Source organism: Pseudomonas sp. JC1203 (assembly GCF_056175065.1).
This window is the reverse complement of the sequence record NZ_JBWCAM010000024.1, coordinates 39,937-56,044: the sequence shown is the minus strand read 5'-3', so window position 1 is coordinate 56,044 and position 16,108 is coordinate 39,937. Positions and strand designations below refer to the sequence as shown.

General features: G+C 65.7%; 15 protein-coding genes. 7 read left to right on the top strand and 8 right to left on the bottom strand.

Going from position 1 to position 16,108, the window contains the following annotated elements; translation table 11 throughout:
- Positions 1-84: 84 nt before the first annotated feature.
- Together ppnN and AC0SZ7_RS27740 are read right to left on the bottom strand one after the other, a co-directional pair.
- Positions 85-1,461 (bottom strand): nucleotide 5'-monophosphate nucleosidase PpnN, encoded by a 1,377-nt coding sequence (ppnN, locus tag AC0SZ7_RS27745; RefSeq protein WP_475507367.1) that lies wholly within the window; start codon positions 1,459-1,461, stop codon positions 85-87.
- A 189-nt stretch (positions 1,462-1,650) separates the two neighbouring features.
- Positions 1,651-2,223, bottom strand: coding sequence for an N-acetyltransferase family protein (locus AC0SZ7_RS27740; RefSeq protein ID WP_475507366.1), 573 nt, complete (start codon positions 2,221-2,223; stop codon positions 1,651-1,653).
- A gap of 191 nt (positions 2,224-2,414) precedes the next feature.
- Between AC0SZ7_RS27740 and AC0SZ7_RS27735 the strand changes: the two genes are divergently transcribed.
- A complete protein-coding gene (locus tag AC0SZ7_RS27735; RefSeq protein ID WP_475507365.1) occupies positions 2,415-3,671 on the top strand; it encodes an OprD family outer membrane porin in 1,257 nt (418 codons plus the stop codon).
- A gap of 67 nt (positions 3,672-3,738) precedes the next feature.
- Here AC0SZ7_RS27735 and AC0SZ7_RS27730 read toward each other — a convergent pair whose 3' ends face one another.
- Positions 3,739-5,361: a tannase/feruloyl esterase family alpha/beta hydrolase gene (locus AC0SZ7_RS27730; RefSeq protein ID WP_475507364.1), complete on the bottom strand. Its 1,623-nt coding sequence runs from the start codon at positions 5,359-5,361 to the stop codon at positions 3,739-3,741.
- Between the two features lie 106 nt (positions 5,362-5,467).
- Here AC0SZ7_RS27730 and AC0SZ7_RS27725 point away from each other — a divergent pair, with 106 nt between their 5' ends.
- Positions 5,468-5,959 carry a DUF3237 domain-containing protein gene (locus AC0SZ7_RS27725; protein WP_475507363.1) on the top strand — a complete coding sequence of 164 codons (492 nt, stop codon included), beginning with the start codon at positions 5,468-5,470 and terminating at the stop codon, positions 5,957-5,959.
- 73 nt (positions 5,960-6,032) lie between these two features.
- On the opposite strand, the gene AC0SZ7_RS27720 is transcribed toward AC0SZ7_RS27725, so the two are convergent.
- The 3 genes from AC0SZ7_RS27720 to AC0SZ7_RS27710 form a co-directional block, all read right to left on the bottom strand.
- The gene (locus AC0SZ7_RS27720) at positions 6,033-6,338 is read right to left on the bottom strand and encodes an ArsR/SmtB family transcription factor (RefSeq protein WP_416424907.1); all 306 of its coding nucleotides are present in this window, start codon (positions 6,336-6,338) and stop codon (positions 6,033-6,035) included.
- A 60-nt stretch (positions 6,339-6,398) separates the two neighbouring features.
- Positions 6,399-7,523 (bottom strand): alkene reductase, encoded by a 1,125-nt coding sequence (locus AC0SZ7_RS27715; protein ID WP_475507362.1) that lies wholly within the window; start codon positions 7,521-7,523, stop codon positions 6,399-6,401.
- Between the two features lie 172 nt (positions 7,524-7,695).
- Positions 7,696-8,058, bottom strand: coding sequence for a cupin domain-containing protein (locus AC0SZ7_RS27710; RefSeq protein WP_475507361.1), 363 nt, complete (start codon positions 8,056-8,058; stop codon positions 7,696-7,698).
- A gap of 104 nt (positions 8,059-8,162) precedes the next feature.
- Here AC0SZ7_RS27710 and AC0SZ7_RS27705 point away from each other — a divergent pair, with 104 nt between their 5' ends.
- Positions 8,163-8,963: an AraC family transcriptional regulator gene (locus AC0SZ7_RS27705; RefSeq protein WP_475507360.1), complete on the top strand. Its 801-nt coding sequence runs from the start codon at positions 8,163-8,165 to the stop codon at positions 8,961-8,963.
- Positions 8,964-9,664: 701 nt separating this feature from the next.
- Here AC0SZ7_RS27705 and AC0SZ7_RS27700 read toward each other — a convergent pair.
- Both AC0SZ7_RS27700 and AC0SZ7_RS27695 read right to left on the bottom strand, forming a co-directional pair.
- Positions 9,665-10,774, bottom strand: coding sequence for a saccharopine dehydrogenase family protein (locus AC0SZ7_RS27700; RefSeq protein ID WP_475507359.1), 1,110 nt, complete (start codon positions 10,772-10,774; stop codon positions 9,665-9,667).
- Between the two features lie 41 nt (positions 10,775-10,815).
- The gene (locus AC0SZ7_RS27695) at positions 10,816-11,736 is read right to left on the bottom strand and encodes a helix-turn-helix transcriptional regulator (protein ID WP_475507358.1); all 921 of its coding nucleotides are present in this window, start codon (positions 11,734-11,736) and stop codon (positions 10,816-10,818) included.
- A 487-nt stretch (positions 11,737-12,223) separates the two neighbouring features.
- Between AC0SZ7_RS27695 and AC0SZ7_RS27690 the strand changes: the two genes are divergently transcribed.
- From AC0SZ7_RS27690 to AC0SZ7_RS27675, 4 genes are all read left to right on the top strand, one after another.
- Positions 12,224-13,471 (top strand): MFS transporter, encoded by a 1,248-nt coding sequence (locus AC0SZ7_RS27690; RefSeq protein WP_475507422.1) that lies wholly within the window; start codon positions 12,224-12,226, stop codon positions 13,469-13,471.
- Between the two features lie 98 nt (positions 13,472-13,569).
- Complete coding sequence (locus AC0SZ7_RS27685; RefSeq protein WP_475507357.1) at positions 13,570-14,259, top strand: fumarylacetoacetate hydrolase family protein; 690 nt, start codon at positions 13,570-13,572, stop codon at positions 14,257-14,259.
- A gap of 24 nt (positions 14,260-14,283) precedes the next feature.
- A complete protein-coding gene (locus tag AC0SZ7_RS27680; RefSeq protein ID WP_475507356.1) occupies positions 14,284-15,045 on the top strand; it encodes an SDR family oxidoreductase in 762 nt (253 codons plus the stop codon).
- A 33-nt stretch (positions 15,046-15,078) separates the two neighbouring features.
- Positions 15,079-16,005 carry a 2-hydroxyacid dehydrogenase gene (locus AC0SZ7_RS27675; protein WP_475507355.1) on the top strand — a complete coding sequence of 309 codons (927 nt, stop codon included), beginning with the start codon at positions 15,079-15,081 and terminating at the stop codon, positions 16,003-16,005.
- Positions 16,006-16,108 lie beyond the last annotated feature (103 nt).

Genomic DNA, 16,108 nt, shown 5'->3' with positions numbered 1-16,108 from the left:
TAGCGTGGTATTTGGTGGGGGGGGGCGCCCCGGCCGGGGGCCGCGCCTGCACCTGTAGCAGCGGCCCCAGGCCGCGTCCGAAACTTACTGCACCACCCGATAACACGGCACATACGCCGCGCCGCCAGGCAGCTTCATGCGGTGCTGTTCGACGAAGGCGTTCAGCAGCTTGTCCAGCGGTTGCATGATGGCCGCGTCACCGTGGATCTCGTACGGGCCGTGCTGCTCGATCAGGCGTATGCCCTTGTCCTTGACGTTGCCGGCGACGATGCCGGAGAACGCCCGGCGCAGGTTGGCCGCCAGTTCGTGGGGTGGCAAGGCGCGGCTCAGCTGCAGGCTGGCCATGTTCGCGTGGGTGGGGTCGAAGGGGCGCTGGAAACCTTCCTCTATCTTCAGCAGCCAGTTGAAGTGGAAGGCGTCGTTGCGCTCGCGGCGGAACAGCTTCACGTCCTTCAGGCCCTGGGTCATCTGCCGCGCCACTTCGGCCGGGTCGTCGATGATGATCTGGTAGTGGCGCTGGGCGGCCTCGCCCAGGGTGGCGCCGACGAAGGCGTGCAGCTGCTCCAGGTACGGCGCCGCGCTTTTCGGCCCGGTGAGTACCACGGGGAAGGGCAGGCCGGCGTTGTCCGGGTGCATCAGGATGCCCAACAGGTAGAGGAACTCCTCGGCCGTGCCGGCGCCGCCCGGGAAAATGATGATGCCGTGGCCCACGCGCACAAAGGCTTCCAGGCGCTTCTCGATGTCGGGCAGGATCACCAGCTCGTTGACGATGGGGTTCGGCGCCTCGGCGGCGATGATGCCCGGCTCGGTGAGGCCCAGGTAGCGGCCGCCGCTCATGCGCTGCTTGGCATGGGCGATGGTGGCGCCCTTCATCGGGCCTTTCATCACGCCCGGGCCGCAGCCGGTGCAGATGTCGAGTTTGCGCAGGCCCAGCTCGTGGCCGACCTTCTTGGTGTACTTGTATTCGTCGCTGTTGATGGAGTGGCCGCCCCAGCACACCACCATCTTCGGTTCGACGCCGGCGCGCAGGGTGCGGGCGTTGCGCAGCAGGTGGAAAACGTAGTCGGTGATGCCTTGCGAGTTGGTGAGGTCGATGCGCGTGCTGTCCAGCTCGTTCTCGGTGTAGACGATGTCGCGCAGGGCACTGAACAGCATTTCCCGGGTGCTGGCGATCATCTCGCCGTCGACGAAGGCGTCGGCGGGGGCATTCAGCAGTTCCAGGCGCACACCGCGGTCCTGCTGGTGAATGCGCACTTCGAAGTCCTGGTAGGCATCGAGGATGGTCTTGGCGTTGTCGATATGCGCGCCGGTGTTGAGGATGGCCAGGGCGCACTGGCGGAACAGGGCATAGATGCTGCCGGAACCGGCTTCGCTCAGTTGCTGCACTTCGCGTTGTGACAAGGTTTCCAGGCTGCCCTTGGGGCTGACGGATGCATTGATTACGTGTCGTTGTTGAGTCATTGCACATTCCTTGAGAGCAATGGAGCCAACCTGCGGCTGGCTTCATTCAAACGTTGTGAATCCGGCCTGGCACTGGCCGGAACTGCTGCACGACAGAAGAAAGCCTCCTCTTGAACCGGATGACGATGATGGAAAAAACCGGATAACCCGAGAGTGGCATCAATGCCGTGGATTATCAAATTTGTGCTTTTACCGGGCCGACGGTTTGCGCCGTGGGCGCGACACCACCGACTCGATGTTCTTGCGGCCGATCAGCATGGCCTGGGGGTTTTGCGGCGCCAGCCACTTGTACATCACCAGGCAATCCACCAGCCCCAGGCGGGCATGGCAGTAGGCCTTGGGCAGGCGCCCCACGGTGTCGAAGCCCAGTTTGGTCCACAGCGCCACGGCCACTTCGTTGCTGGCCACCACCGAATTGAACTGCATGGCCTGGAAGCCGCTGTCGCGGGCCAGGCGCTGGGAGTGTTCGCACATCAGGCGCGCCACGCCACGGCCGCGGGCGGCCTCGGTCACCATGTAGCCGCAGTTGCAGACGTGGCTGCCGGGCCCGGCGGCGTTGGCCTTGAGGTAGTAGCTGCCCAGCAGCACGCCGTCTTCCTCGGCCACCAGGGTGTGCAGCGGCAGGCCCAGCCACAGCTGGCGGGCTTGCTCGGCGGTTACCGCGGGGTCGTAGGCGTAGGTCTCCTGGGCGGCGGCCACGGCCTGGAAGGTGGGCCAGAACGCGTCGAAATCGGCGTCGGTCATGGGGCGGATGTGGATCATGGCGGTCCTTGGGCAAAAACGATGAGGCAGTGTACCAGCCCGTTTCGCAGGCGCCGAACACATAGCGGGCGATGATCGAACAGTTAATGTTCTTAATGGTTAATAATATTATCCTGTTGGTCATACTCCGGGTGTGCCGAAGGATATCGGCACGTGTTCCGACAAAAACAATAAACGGAGTCAGATTGCCCATGGCACAGCCTTTCATGCCGCGCAGGCCGCGTCGCGTCTCTACCCTGGCCGTCACCCTTGGTGCCGGCTGCCTGGCCCAGGCCGCCTGGGTGCAGGCCGAAGGTTTCTTCGACGATGCCACCGCCACCCTCAACACTCGCAATGCCTTTTACCAGGGCAATTTCAAGAACAGTGACGCCACCCAGAACAAGCGCCAGGAGTGGGCCCAGGGCTTTATCCTGCAAGGCACGTCGGGGTTCACCCCAGGCGTGGTCGGCGTTGGCGTCGAGATGATTGGAAAATGGGGGGTACGCCTCGACAGCGGCCCCGGCACCGCCGGCTCCGGGCTGTTGCCCAAAACCGCCAGCGGCGCGCCCGCCGAGTACGGGCGGCTGGGCGGAGCGGTGAAGTTCAAGGGTTTCAACACCCTGGTGAAAGTAGGCGAGCAGATGCCCAGCCTGCCGGTGGTGCGCACCAACGACGCGCGCCTGCTGCCACAGACCTACGTGGGCGCCACGCTGGTGTCCGACCCGGTGAAATGGGCGACGCTGTATGGCGGCCGCCTGGACAGCTTCAGCAACCGCGATTCCACCAACCAGGAAAAGCTGCACATGCACGGCAGCAGTATCGATGGCGACTATTTCGATTACCTGGGCGGCGAATTCCGCCTGGTGGACGGGCGCCTGCAGCTAGCCTACTGGCATGCCGAGTTGAAGGATATCTACGCCCAGGACCTTTACCGCTTCACCTACGACCAGCCGATGGGCACCGGCATTCTGCGCCTGGACACCGGCCTGTACGTGAGCACCGAGCAGGGTGCGGCCAAGGCTGGCGACCTCGACAACCGCGCCGCCTACGCCGGGCTCAGCTGGCGGCAGAGCGGCCATACCTTCCTGTTGGGGCTGCAGAAGCTGTTCGGCAAGGATGACTTCGTAGGCCTGCAGGACAGCCCCACGGTGATGACCAACCACGTCAACAACATCTTCGGCTATGCCCACGAGCGCTCATGGCAGTTGCGCTACGACTATGACTTCGCCGCCAGCGGCGTGCCGGGGTTGGTGGCAGGCGCCAAGTACGTGCACGGCTGGGGCGTGCAGCGCAGCAATGCGGTGGACGGGCATGAGTGGGAGCGCGATTTCAACGTGCGCTACGTGATTCAGTCGGGGCAGTGGAAGGATTTGAGCCTGTCGTTGAGCCTGTACAGCCTGCGGTCGACGTTCCAGAGCAGCCTGGACGAGACGCGGTTCACGGTGGGCTATCCGATCAAGTTGTTTTGAATGCAGACGCGGCCTTCGGCCGCTGCTACGCCCCTGTAGCAGCGGCCAAAGGCCGCGTCCCACTCAATCAAGGCTCCTGGCAAGCAAACACATCCCCCTGGCCCTGGTAATGCGCCTCCTGCGGGTAGGCGCACAGCGGCCGCGTGCGCCCGGGGAACGCGCTGCCGCGGGCCAGCAGTTGCGCCGGTGGCTGCTGCTTGTCCTGCCAGGTTTCCATCGCCGTCAGCGGGTCGAAGTCGTCCAGCGCCGGGCCGTCGCCGCAGTGGGTCATGCCTGGCACCAGGAACAGCCGCGCCCATTGCTCGGTCTGCTGGCGGCCGCCGTTGTCGGTGGTCAGGCGCGCCCAGTAGCGACGCAGGTCATTGGCGGAAAATACCGGGTCGCTGTTGCCCTGCACCACCAGCAGCTTGCCGCCGCGCTGGGTGAAACTGGAATACTGGGTGGCTACCGCGTCGTTGATCGTGGCCGTCTGCGCCGTGGTTTCGATTGCCTGGTCGAAATTGAAACGGGCCAGGTCGAGGTTGGCCTGCGGCGGGGTCATGAAATACAGCCCCAGCGAGCCTGGGGTGAGGGTGGCGTTGCGGGCGTCGGCCTTGCCGGTGGTGGACTGCCCCAGTTTCCACACGCGCCAGCCATCGGAGGCGATGCCGGCGTCCCATGGCCAGTCGCTGTACAAGGCCTGGCCGTGGCTGTCATGGGCGCCGTTGAACACCGCGTGCAGGGCCTCGACCTTGGCCTGGCTGAGGCAGCCGCTGGCCTGGCCGGCCTTGCAGGTAAGCACGGCGGGGTCGAAGTGGCAGTGGCTCATGGCATCGATGCTGCCGTCCTTGAGCCCGTCCAGGGCGTCGCAGCGGGCGAGCACGGCCTTGGCCAGCAAGTCCTGGTCGGCTTGGGTCAGGGCCTGGGCCAGGATCGGCTGGCCGTCGGCAGTGCGTGGCGCTACGCGGCTGAAGGCCTGGGTGTCCCAGGCCTGGGCCACGGCGGCGCGGCTCAGGCGCAGGCCGGGGTTGCCGGCGATGATACCGTCGAACTGGGTGGGGTAGCGCTGGGCGGCCACCAGCGCTGCGCGGCCGCCGTTGGAGCAGCCCATGAACACGCTGTGGGCGGGGGCCTTGCCGTAGTAGGCGAGGATCATGGCCTTGGCCTGGGCGGTGACGCTGCCGATGGCCGCATAGGCGTAGTCCAGGCGTGCCTGCTGGTCGGCGCCGAAGCGCGAGTCGCTGTTGTCCTTGCCGGTGTGCCCGGAGTCGGTGCTGACCACCGCGTAGCCGCGGTCCAGGGCGGGCAGGGCGCTGGCGCCGCGGAACGGAATGGCGCCCAGGGCCTGGCCGACCACGCCGTCCATGCCGCCACCACCCTGGAACAGGAAGCGGCCGTTCCAGGGGCTGGGCAGGCGCAGTTCGAAGTGGCTGCCATAGGCCTGGCCGTCGGCACCGGTGCGCGCGCCGATCACGCCCTGTACCAGGCAGTGGGCCGGCATGGCAGCCTTGCTCAGGGCGGCGCCGGTCAGCGCTGCGCGGCCGGGGTTGGCCTGGGGCAATTGGCCGGCGGGCACCCACTGGTGCAGGCTGATGGTGACATCGGCGCTGGTGCTGGTGAGCGCCGCGCAGCGTTGGCCATCGTCGTCGGCCAGCGCCGCGCCAGCCACCACGCACAGGCTTAGCAAAGTAGGGGCAAAAGGTAGTTTCACGAGCAAATCCTTTTTGTTGTTGTGGCGGAATGAGCAATATGGTTAATACTATTAACTACTTTATTGGTCAAGCCGCTTCACTACAACAACTCGAAAGGATGCCTTCATGCGCCGTCACCCGCTGTTACTCGCTTTCAGCCTGCTGCTGCCCGCTACACTGATCCACGCCGCCGACACCGCGCCGGTGCTGGAGCCGGTATACGAGGCAGTAATCGACATCGCCCCTGGCGAAACCCTCGGCAAGGGGCCTTTGGGCGAGCGCTTCCGGGTACCGATCACCGGCGGGGAATTCCACGGTGCGGGGCTCAAGGGCAGGATCCTTGCCGGCGGCGCCGACCGTCAGTTGTTGCGCGCCGACGGCGTCAAGCAGCTGGATGCGTTGTACGAGATGCAGACCGACGACGGCGCCGTGCTGACCGTGCGCAACCAGGTGCTGGTGCATGGCAGTGGCGCCGGGCGCTATGCGTATTCGACGGTGAATATCCAGGCGCCGGACGGGCCTTATGGCTGGTTGAACCAGGCGGTGTACGTGGGCAGCCTGACTAGCCTCAAGCCGGCGAAGGATGCGGTGCTGGTGAAGGTGTATCGGGTGCGGTGATTTTGTGGGAGCCGGCTTGCCGGCGAGCTTTCAGGGCCTCAACAGCTCGCTGGCAAGCCAGCTCCCACAGTTCTCAGATCAACGCCCGCAGCGCCTGCTGGAACGCCTCGATGTTCTGTTCGTGGCGTTTGTAATACGTCCACGGCCCGATGCGTTGCGAGGTCACCAGCTGCGCGCGCTGCAGCGCCGCCAGGTACAGCGACACGGTGGACTGCGAGAGGTTGGCGCGCGCCTGGATGATGCTAACGCACACGCCCACCTCGTCGGGGTTCACCTGTTGCTCGGGGAAATGCTTGCTCGGCTCTTTCAGCCAGCCAAGAATCGCCAGGCGGGTCGGATTGTCGAGTGCCTTGAGGGCTTCGTTGATATCGATGCTCATAAATCACACAGTCGGGTAATCCCGTGATTTTACGACACTTGTGCCTGGCGCGTCAGGGGTTTACTCGCTATGGACCGGGTAGTCTATATAGCCACGTTCGGTGCCGCCGTACATGCTGGCGGCATCCACCGGGTTCAGCGCCAGGCCGTGGGCCAGACGGTGCGGCAGGTCGGGGTTGGCGATGAAGGGCCGGCCGAAGGCGATCAGGTCCGCAAGGCCTGCGTCCAGCACGCGGTTGCCGCGCTCGGCGGTGTACTTGCCAGCGTAGATGATGGCGCCGCTGAAGGTGTTGCGCACCACCTGGCGGAAGTCTGCCGGCAGCTCGGGGGCGTTGTCCCAGTCGGCTTCGGCCAGCGACAGGTAGGCGATGCCGATGTCTTCCAGCACCTGGATGGCCTGCAGGTAGGTGGCACGCGGGTCTTCTTCCACCAGCCCCAGGTACACCCGCGCCTCGTCGGTGCTTTCGAACAGCGGCGAGAAGCGCACGCCCAGGCGCTGCTTGCCGACCACGGCGGCCACGGCTTCGGTGACTTCGCGCAGGAAGCGCAGGCGGTTGGCCAGGCTGCCGCCGTATTCGTCGTCGCGCTGGTTGCTGTGGGCGGAGATGAACTGGTTGATCAGGTAGCCGTTGGCGCAGTGGATCTCCACTCCGTCGAAGCCGGCGTCCAGGGCATTTTGGGCAGCGTTGGCGTACAGCTGCACCAACTCGGCAATTTCCTCGCGGCTCAGGGCGCGTGGTGTCGATGGCGGGCACAGGGCACCCGTGCCCGGGCCAGTTTCCACGAATACGCTGACGCCGGTCGCGGCAATGGCCGATGGCGCCACGGGCTCATCACCGTTGGGTTGTAGCGAGGTATGCGACACCCGGCCCACGTGCCACAGCTGGGCGAAAATCACCCCGCCTTCGGCGTGCACGGCCTCGGTCACCTTACGCCACCCAGCCACCTGCGCGGCGCTGTGGATGCCCGGCGTCCAGGCATAGCCCTGGCCGCGGGGTTCGATCTGCGTGCCCTCGGTCACCATAAAGCCGGCGCTGCTGCGCTGGCGGTAATAGGTGGCCATCAGCGCGTTGGCGACGTTGCCCGGCTGGCTGCTGCGCGAGCGGGTCAGGGGCGGCAGCACGATGCTGTTTTTCAGGGTGAACGGGCCGAGGGTGGCGGGGCGGAACAGCGCGGAGTCTTTCAAGGGGGGAGCCTGTACTTCAGCGATAAAGAAGCAACAGAGTAAACTAGATATTCATATATCTCAATATCACAATCTCACCCCGTAGCAGCTGCCGCAGGCTGCGTCCCGCCCCAACGCGGTCGCCCGGGGGAACGCGGTGCCGCCGGACGCAGCCTGCGGCAGCTGCTACGGGCTATACCCACACGTCGTTGCTGGCCGTGCGGTCGCCGCCCTGGTCGCCGGTGTTGAGCACACCGCGCGGCTCGATCAACAGCAGCTTTACCTCCTCCGCGGCGCAGGGTTTGTGTTCGACGCCCTTGGGTACCACGTACATCTCGCCGGCATTGACGGTGACCGCGCCGTCGCGCAGTTCGATGCGCAGGCAGCCTTCGACCACGATAAACGCCTCGTCGGTATCAGCGTGGCTGTGCCACACGAACTCGCCGTGCAGGCGGGCGATCTTGAACTGGTAGTCGTTCATCTCGGCAATGACCTTGGGCTGCCACTGCTCGCTGAACAGGCGGAATTTCTGCTGGAAATTGATGGGTGCTGGCATGCTTGGAATCGCTCTGTTGGTGGATGGGCGAACCTTAGCGGGCGGTACAAGGCAGGGTCTTGTATGATCGTGCAGTGTTGCGAATCACCCGCAGGAAGCTGAGCATGACCACCACCGATTGGGTACTGCCTGCCGCGCACCCCACGCGTTTCGAGCGCCTGGAAGCGCGCTTCGCCGGGCACGGTTTCACCCCGCACCGGCACGACACCTATGCCATCGGCCGCACCCTGGCCGGCGTGCAGAGCTTCAACTACCGCCGGGCCCTGCGCCACAGCCTGCCGGGCGGCACCCTGGTGCTGCACCCGGACGAGGTGCACGACGGCCAGGCGGGCACCGATGCGGGGTTCCAGTACCGCATGATCTACCTGGAACCGGCGCTGATCCAGCAGGTGCTGGGCGGCCGCCCGCTGCCCTTCATCGAAGGCGGCCTGAGCAATGACCCACGGCTGTTCGCCGCCACCCAGGTGCTGCTGGGCGACATGCACAGCGCCATCGACCCGCTGGCCGAGGACGACGCCCTGTTCGACGTGGCCCAGGCCCTGGCCGCCGCCGCCGGGCAGAAGCGCCCGCGTGCCGCCCTGGATTTCGTCGCGGCAGAGCGCGCCCGGCAGTTCATCCATGCCAACCTGGGCGAACCCATCAGCCTGGCCGACCTTGAGCGCGCCAGCGGGCGCGACCGCTGGGGCTTGTCGCGCGATTTTCGCGCGTTGTATGGCACCAGCCCCTACCGCTACAGCGTGCAACGGCGGTTGGAAGGCGTGCGCCGGGCGATGTTGGCGGGGCGTTCGTTGGTGGAGGCAGCGGTGGTGGCGGGGTTTCATGACCAGGCGCATATGAGCCGGTTGTTCAGGCAGGCGTATGGGGTGGCACCGGGGAGGTGGTTGCGGATGTTGGGTTCGCGGTGACACTGCGCATGCGCGCGCAACCTGCATACTCCGCGTACCCCGCGCACGGCTTTTGATCGTGATCTTGATCCCGTGCGGCCCTTGATCTTGATTGTGTGCCCCATAAAGCGCCAAGGCCGTCGGCCGCTTGGGCGACGCCGGAGGGAGGGGACCCGTAGCGAAGCGTAGGGACCAAGCAGGGGCAAGCCTTTTTTGGTTACTTTTTGGCTGGGCCGGCACACCGGGCGTTTGACAAAAAGTGAGCCGCCGTAAGGGCGGAAAGGTGATTTTGCATCACCCTTGGTAATGGATATGTTCACGATGGTCGAATCCTCCTTCTGACGTTTCTGGATATATCCATTTTCGCGGTGCGACCACTGACCGTTTCGGCCTTACGCCGACTCACTTTTTTTCAGACGCCAAAAAAAGTAAGCAAAAAACGCTTGCCCCTGCTTGGGCCCTCCGCTGCGCTACGGGTCCCCTCCTTCCGGCGCCGCTCAACGGGCAGACGGCACCCGCTATAGAAGCCTGCGGGCTACCGTCTCTTCGGCCTGCGGCCTCGGCCCTTCGGGCAGCCCGTTGATCGACGCCTCCAGTCGGCCCGGGCGCTTTACGGGGCATACAATCAAGATCACAAGCCAGATCACAAGCAGGTCACAAGCCAGATCACAAGCAGGTCACAAGCAGGTCACAAGCCAGATCACAGGTAGAACATAGGTACATCACGTCACCTCGTGCTCCACCCTCTGCACAAACCCCCACCGCTCAAACTCCGGCGCAAACTCATCCAGCGTCAACAACCCCATGCAAGCCATCGCGCCACGTTGACGCAGCTGCCCCCGGGCCAGCTTGCCCGCCAGCAACACCGTGGCCATGCACGGAATCTCCGGCCCATTGCCATCCGGCGCAGTCAAATGCCACGTGCACTCGACGGCGCGCCCGTCAGCCCCCACGCCCTTGAGCCGCACACGCATACCGCCCAGATCGCTGCCAAACCGATCCAGCAACACATTGGCCATGCGGTTCAACCACGCCGCGTTCTGCGCAATGGGGAGCGGCACGCCAACTCGCCGCAGCGCAGCCACCAGCCACAACCCCACGTGCTGCACGCGCAGTTCCAGCGCTGCATGGAAACTCACCTCGCGCACGCCCGGGTAGCGCGCCGGGAACAGCTCCAGGTCGGGCACATCGCAGGCCGCGCCCCAGCGTTGGCCGATGTCTGCGAAGGTAAAGCGGCGGAGGTTCTGCCAGCCATGCACGGTGGCCCAACGGCCGTTCTGCCAGCGCTTGAACGCCTGCCCGGCGTAGCCGAACACCGCCTTGATGGTCGCTTCGCCGCGCGGTGCCTGCTGCCCGGGGGCGATGGCTACTTGCACGCTGTCCAGGCGTGCCCAGCCGGCGCTCAGGTGGTCGACCACGGCGGTGGACAGGCCCGGCAGGGTGCTGGCGCCGCTGACCGCCAGCACCCCGGCGGCACTGGCGTCGGGGTGCACGTTGGCGCGAAAGTCGGTGACGAAATCGCGGCCGTCGGACAGGTCCAGGTAGTGCGCGCCTACCGCGCAGGCAGCCAGCGCCACGCGGTAGTCCTGGCCCTGGTAGGGGCCGGCGCAGTGGATTACCAGCTGTGGCTGCAGGCGGGCCAGGCACGCCTGCAGGTGGGAGCTGTCGATGTCCAGCGCGGCGGTGGTGATGGCGCTCATCGGCCCGAAAAAGGCCGCGCCGCTGACCGGGTTGCGGCCGGTGGCGATCAATTCCAGGCCCGGCTCCATGGCCAGGCGCCGGCAGATGCGGGCGCCGAAGTTGCCCAGCCCGCCGATGACGATCACACGCATGTTCTCTCCCTGAGCCGAGTGCGGATGCGTGCAGTATAGGGTTAGTTGACCTGCGCAGCAGCGGCCTGCTGCTGGCGCCGGTATTGCCCCGGCGGCAGGCCGTGGATGTGGCGAAAACGCCGGGAAAAATAGGCCTCGTCGGCGAAACCGCACAGTCGCGCTACCTCGCCCACCGGCTTCAGGCTGTCCAGCAGCAGGTGCCGGGCCAGGTGCATGCGCCGCTCCAGCACCAGCTCGCTGAAGCTTTTGCCAATTTCCTTTTTCAGCCAGTGGGTCAGGTAGTGGGGCGACAGGTAGGTGGCGGCGGCCACCTTCTTCAGGTCCAGCTCCGGGTCGGCCAGGTGCTTGCGCACGTACTCTGTCATGCGCTTGAGCGCGTCACGGCGGCTGACCTGGGCGGCCTTGCCGCTGGCCAGTGCCTTCAACGGTTCGGCGTACTGGCTGCACACGCTACCGATGAGCTGCAGCAGCAGGCCCTTTAGCGATTCGCGCATGCCGAACTGGCGGTCGCGGTCCAGCGCGTGCATGTGCGCCAGCAAGTCGCGGACCTGGGCAAAGGGCGCGGGTTCGAGGATGAAATCCAGGTGCTCCTGGAAGCGAAACGGCGCCAGTTCCGGGGCCAGGGCGATGGAAACGTCCTCCAGGTCCAGCGGGTCGCAGCTCAGGTGCGGTAGCAGGAACGCCTGCGAGAAGTTGATGACCTGGAAGTGCGCGTGCTCGGGGTGCGGGATCACGTGCACCCGGTGCGGCAGGATGAACGCCAGGGCACGGGACGGGAAGGGCCGCTGCACGTTGCCGATGTGTTGCACGGTGTCGCCGCCCAGGTTGACCTGTATCTGAAAATACTCGTGGCGGTGGGGGGCGGTCTCGGCCTTGCGCACGCTTTCATCGCGTATGTAGAAGTCGAGCCGTTCACTGCGTTGCTGCATGCCGAAGGTGGGCACGCGGCCGGAAGACTGCATAGGGTCTCTCCTGTTGTTCAGCCGCAACTGGCGGCTGTCAGGCGTGTTGTTTTGCTTGATTGTACGATCACTTAGCGCATTTTGCGTAGCTTTGTGCTTTTCGCCAAGTACAAAAGCCGCTCTGGGGTTATCGCCAGCCATAACCGCTCTAAATCAGTAATGGCAGCGAAAATTAGGCACATTGCCAGCCTGTTTTCAGCGCTTTTTGTTTTTGGACTTTTTACCGCCAGGCCTTTTTCCTGTGCAAAAACGTTCTAACTGCCCCGTTGATTTTCAATGGTTGTACGATCACTTTGGGGGCGTCCGACTCGATACCTATCAACAATAATTAGAAGGTGTTCGTACCATGCAGACGACTCCCCACGAGTACCTGGCCCCCAGCAACCGGCAGATGCCCAACGTCGATGCCGACCTGGTCACCGCCCCCGCCGAAACCTTCGATCACAGCACCAGCGCGGCGCGGCTGCCCACCCGGCGCCGCTGGTTCATGCTGTCGCTGCTGCTGATCGCCACCATCATCAACTACGTGGACCGGGTGAACATTTCCATCGCCGCGCCGTTCATGGCCAAGGACCTGGGCCTGGACAAGATCCAGATGGGTCTGATTTTCTCCGGCTTCGCCTGGACCTACGCGCTGGCGCTGGTGCCGGCCGGCTTCGTCGCCGACCGCTTCGGTTCGCGCTTCACCTACGGCCTGTCGCTGATCACCTGGTCGGCAGTCACCGTGGGGCAGGGGCTGGCGGGCGGCTTTGCCTCGCTGTTCGGCCTGCGCCTGGCGGTGGGCGCCCTGGAAGCCCCGGCATTCCCGGCAAACAGCCGCGCGGTGGCAGTGTGGTTCCCGGCCCGCGAGCGTGGCCTGGCCAGCAGCATCTACGTGTGTGGCCAGTACCTGGGCACGGCGCTGTTCACCGGCGCGCTGCTGTGGCTGGCCACCACCTATGACTGGCGTCACGTGTTCTACAGCACCGGCCTTGTGGGCATCGCCTTCGGCGTGGCCTGGCTGTACCTGTACCGCGACCCGCTGGCCTGCAAGAAGGTCAGCGCCCAGGAACTGCAGTACATCGAGGACGGCGGCGGCCTGGTGAAAAGCAGCGCCCAGCGCACCCGCTTCAACTGGCGGCAGATTGGCGAGCTGCTCAGCTACCGGCAGATCTGGGCGATCTGCATCGGCAAGTTCGCCAGCACCTCGGCGCTGTATTTCTTCCTGACCTGGTTCCCCACCTACCTGATCGAAGAGCGCCACCTGACCATGATCAAGGTCGGCATCTTCGCCGTCATGCCGTTCCTCGGCGCCACCGTCGGCATCCTGCTGGCCGGGATTGTCTCGGACTGGATGATTCGCCGCGGCTACTCCATGTCGTTTGCCCGCAAGCTGCCGCTGGTGGTGGGCTCGATGCTGGGCATGTCCATCGTGCTGGTGAACTTCACCGACTCGAACGTGGTGTGCATCGCCATCCTCACCACCGCGTTCTTCGCCCAGGGCATCGCCTCGGCGTCATGGGCGGCGGTGTCGGAGGTCGCGCCCAAGGAACTGGTGGGCCTGACCGGCGGCATCACCAGCCTGGCGGCGAATATCGGTGGCATCGTCACGCCCATCGTCATCGGTGGCATCGTCCATGCCACCGGCTCGTTCGCCTACGCCTTCTGGTTCATCGGCGCGGTGGCGCTGTGCGGCACGCTGTCGTACTCGCTGCTGCTGGGGCGCCTGTACCGCATTCAACTGCGCGCCCGCTAAGCCCGGTTTACTCCAGGACAGGCACGGTTTTCTCCAACTTTCACCGCCCACGGCGCCGTACGCTGTGGGCCTATGACACACAGGCCACGAGGTAAACCATGAGCCCATTCGTATTTGCCCCCGACGCGGGCGTGACCCTGGACGTGCAGGGCAGTGACGCGCGCTTCCCGGTGAACCGGGTGTTCTGCCTGGGCCGCAACTACCCCTGGGGTGACGCCCAGGACGCCGTGCGCCAGGCGCCGATGTTCTTCATGAAGCCGGCCAGCGCCGTGGTGCAGGCGGGCGGCGAGCTGGTGTACCCGCCGCTGACCCGCGAGTTCTGTCACGAGATCGAACTGGTGGTGGCCATCGGCACCGGGGGTGGCGACATTCCTGAAAGCCGCGCCCTGGAGCATGTGTGGGGCTACGCTGCAGGGTTGGACCTGACCCGCCGCGACCTGCAGATGGCCGCCAAGGCCGCCGGCCAGCCCTGGGAGGCGGCCAAGGCCTTCGACGGCTCGGCGCCGATCGGCGCGGTGGTGCCGGTGAGCCGCATCGGCCACCCCGACCGCGGTGCGGTGTGGCTGCAGGTCAACGGCGTGGAGCGTCAGCGCTCCAGCCTGGAACAGCAGATCTGGTCGGTGAGCGAGATCATCAGCCGCCTCTCGCAGTCCATCGCCCTGCGCCCCGGCGACCTGATCATGACCGGCACGCCGCCTGGCGTCGCCGCGCTGCAGCCGGGCGATGTGATCAGCGCCGGCATCGACGGCATCGGCGAACTGAGCGTGCGCGTGGGCGCACGCCGTTAATCCATTCATCAAGGAGTGAGCGACATGACAACAACAATGCGCAAAGTGGCCCTGGTAACCGGCGCCGGCAGCGGTATCGGCCGCGCCGTGGCCCTGGGCCTGCTGGCCGACGGCTTCACCCTGGTACTGGCCGGCCGCCGCGCCGAGCCCCTGCAGGAACTGGTGGAAAAGGCCCGTGCCGAAGGCGGCGAGGCGCTGGCAGTGCCCACCGACGTGCGTGACCCGGCCAGCGTCGACGCGCTGTTCGCCACAGTGGAAGAGGTGTACGGCCGCCTGGACGTGATCTTCAACAACGCCGGGGTCAACACCCCCGCAGTGCCCATCGACGAACTGGCCGTGGACCAGTGGCTGAACGTGATCAACACCAACCTGACCGGGGTGTTCCTGTGCAGCCGCGGCGCCTTCGGCCTGATGCGCCGCCAGCAGCCCCAGGGCGGCCGCATCATCAACAACGGCTCGATCTCGGCCCATGCGCCACGGCCGTTCAGCGCGCCGTACACCGCCAGCAAGCACGCGGTGCTGGGCCTGACCAAGAGCCTGGCGCTGGACGGCCGCGAGTTCAACATCGCCTGCAGCCAGATCGACATCGGCAACGCCCTCACCGAACTGTCGGTGCGCATGACCAAGGGCGTGCGCCAGGCCAACGGTGAGATCGCCGTGGAGCCCATGGTCGACGTGCAGCACATCGCCGACGCAGTGCGCTACATCGCCGGGCTGCCGCTGTCGGCGAACGTGCTGAACATGACGGTGATGGCCACCAACATGCCGTTCGTGGGCCGTGGCTGAGCCGCGCCGTTCCCTTTGGTTTTCGAGGTCACCATGAAGCCGCACATCCTGCAACTGAGCCCCATCCTCATCCCCGAAATTCGCGAGCAACTGGCCACGCTGTTCACCGTGCACCCCTATTACCAGCAGGCCGACAAGGCCGCGTACCTGCGTGAAGTGGGCGGGCAGGTCCGTGGCGTGATCACCGGTGGCCACACCGGCATCACCCGCCAGGTGATGGAGCAGTTGCCCAACCTGGAAGTGGTGGCCGTGAATGGCGTGGGCACCGACGCCGTGGACCTGGCCTACGCCCGCGACCATGGCATCACCGTCAGCGCCACCGTAGGCGCGCTGACCGAGGACGTCGCCGACCTGGCCATGGGCCTGTTGATTGCCGCCTGCCGTGGCCTGTGCACCAGCGACCGCTACGTGCGCAGCGGCCAGTGGCCCACCAGTGCCACGCCCTTGGCGCCGCTGCCCCTGGCGCGCCAGGTCAGCGGCCTGCGCGTGGGTATCGTCGGCCTGGGCCGGGTAGGGCGCGCCGTCGCCACCCGCGCCACCGCGTTTGGCTGCCCCATCAGCTACACCGACCTGCAGGCCATGCCTGACGTGCCCTACACCTTCGTGCCCGACCTGGTGGAACTGGCCCGGCAAAGCGATGCATTGATCGTGGCGGCAGCGGCGGACAAGGTCGAAGGCATCATCGACGCCAAGGTGCTGCAGGCCCTGGGCAGCGGCGGCTACCTGATCAACGTGGCGCGCGGCAAGCTGGTGAACGAGCCGGACCTTGTGGCCGCGCTGGAAGCCGGGCACATCGCCGGGGCCGGGCTGGACGTGTTCGTCGACGAACCCAACGTGCCCCAGGCGCTGCTGGGCCGCGAAGACGTGGTACTGCAACCGCACCGCGCCAGCGCCACCGTGCAGACGCGTACGCGCATGGGCGAGATGGTGATCGCGAGTTTGCGGCAGGCACTCATCTGATACACCGCGCTTGTGGGAGCTGGCGTGCCCGCGAGCTTTTATGGGCCCCACAACACGCGGGCCAGACCCCGCCCCCAAAAAGCCCACCTCGGCCAAACAATGT

Bases quoted from the DNA above. Each gene is read 5' to 3' on its own strand.
- ppnN (WP_475507367.1), bottom strand. From the start codon at position 1,461: ATGACTCAACAACGACACGTAATCAATGCATCCGTCAGCCCCAAGGGC.
- AC0SZ7_RS27740 (WP_475507366.1), bottom strand. From the start codon at position 2,223: ATGATCCACATCCGCCCCATGACCGACGCCGATTTCGACGCGTTCTGG.
- AC0SZ7_RS27735 (WP_475507365.1), top strand. From the start codon at position 2,415: ATGGCACAGCCTTTCATGCCGCGCAGGCCGCGTCGCGTCTCTACCCTG.
- AC0SZ7_RS27725 (WP_475507363.1), top strand. From the start codon at position 5,468: ATGCGCCGTCACCCGCTGTTACTCGCTTTCAGCCTGCTGCTGCCCGCT.
- AC0SZ7_RS27720 (WP_416424907.1), bottom strand. From the start codon at position 6,338: ATGAGCATCGATATCAACGAAGCCCTCAAGGCACTCGACAATCCGACC.
- AC0SZ7_RS27710 (WP_475507361.1), bottom strand. From the start codon at position 8,058: ATGCCAGCACCCATCAATTTCCAGCAGAAATTCCGCCTGTTCAGCGAG.
- AC0SZ7_RS27705 (WP_475507360.1), top strand. From the start codon at position 8,163: ATGACCACCACCGATTGGGTACTGCCTGCCGCGCACCCCACGCGTTTC.
- AC0SZ7_RS27700 (WP_475507359.1), bottom strand. From the start codon at position 10,774: ATGCGTGTGATCGTCATCGGCGGGCTGGGCAACTTCGGCGCCCGCATC.
- AC0SZ7_RS27695 (WP_475507358.1), bottom strand. From the start codon at position 11,736: ATGCAGTCTTCCGGCCGCGTGCCCACCTTCGGCATGCAGCAACGCAGT.
- AC0SZ7_RS27690 (WP_475507422.1), top strand. From the start codon at position 12,224: ATGCTGTCGCTGCTGCTGATCGCCACCATCATCAACTACGTGGACCGG.
- AC0SZ7_RS27685 (WP_475507357.1), top strand. From the start codon at position 13,570: ATGAGCCCATTCGTATTTGCCCCCGACGCGGGCGTGACCCTGGACGTG.
- AC0SZ7_RS27680 (WP_475507356.1), top strand. From the start codon at position 14,284: ATGACAACAACAATGCGCAAAGTGGCCCTGGTAACCGGCGCCGGCAGC.
- AC0SZ7_RS27675 (WP_475507355.1), top strand. From the start codon at position 15,079: ATGAAGCCGCACATCCTGCAACTGAGCCCCATCCTCATCCCCGAAATT.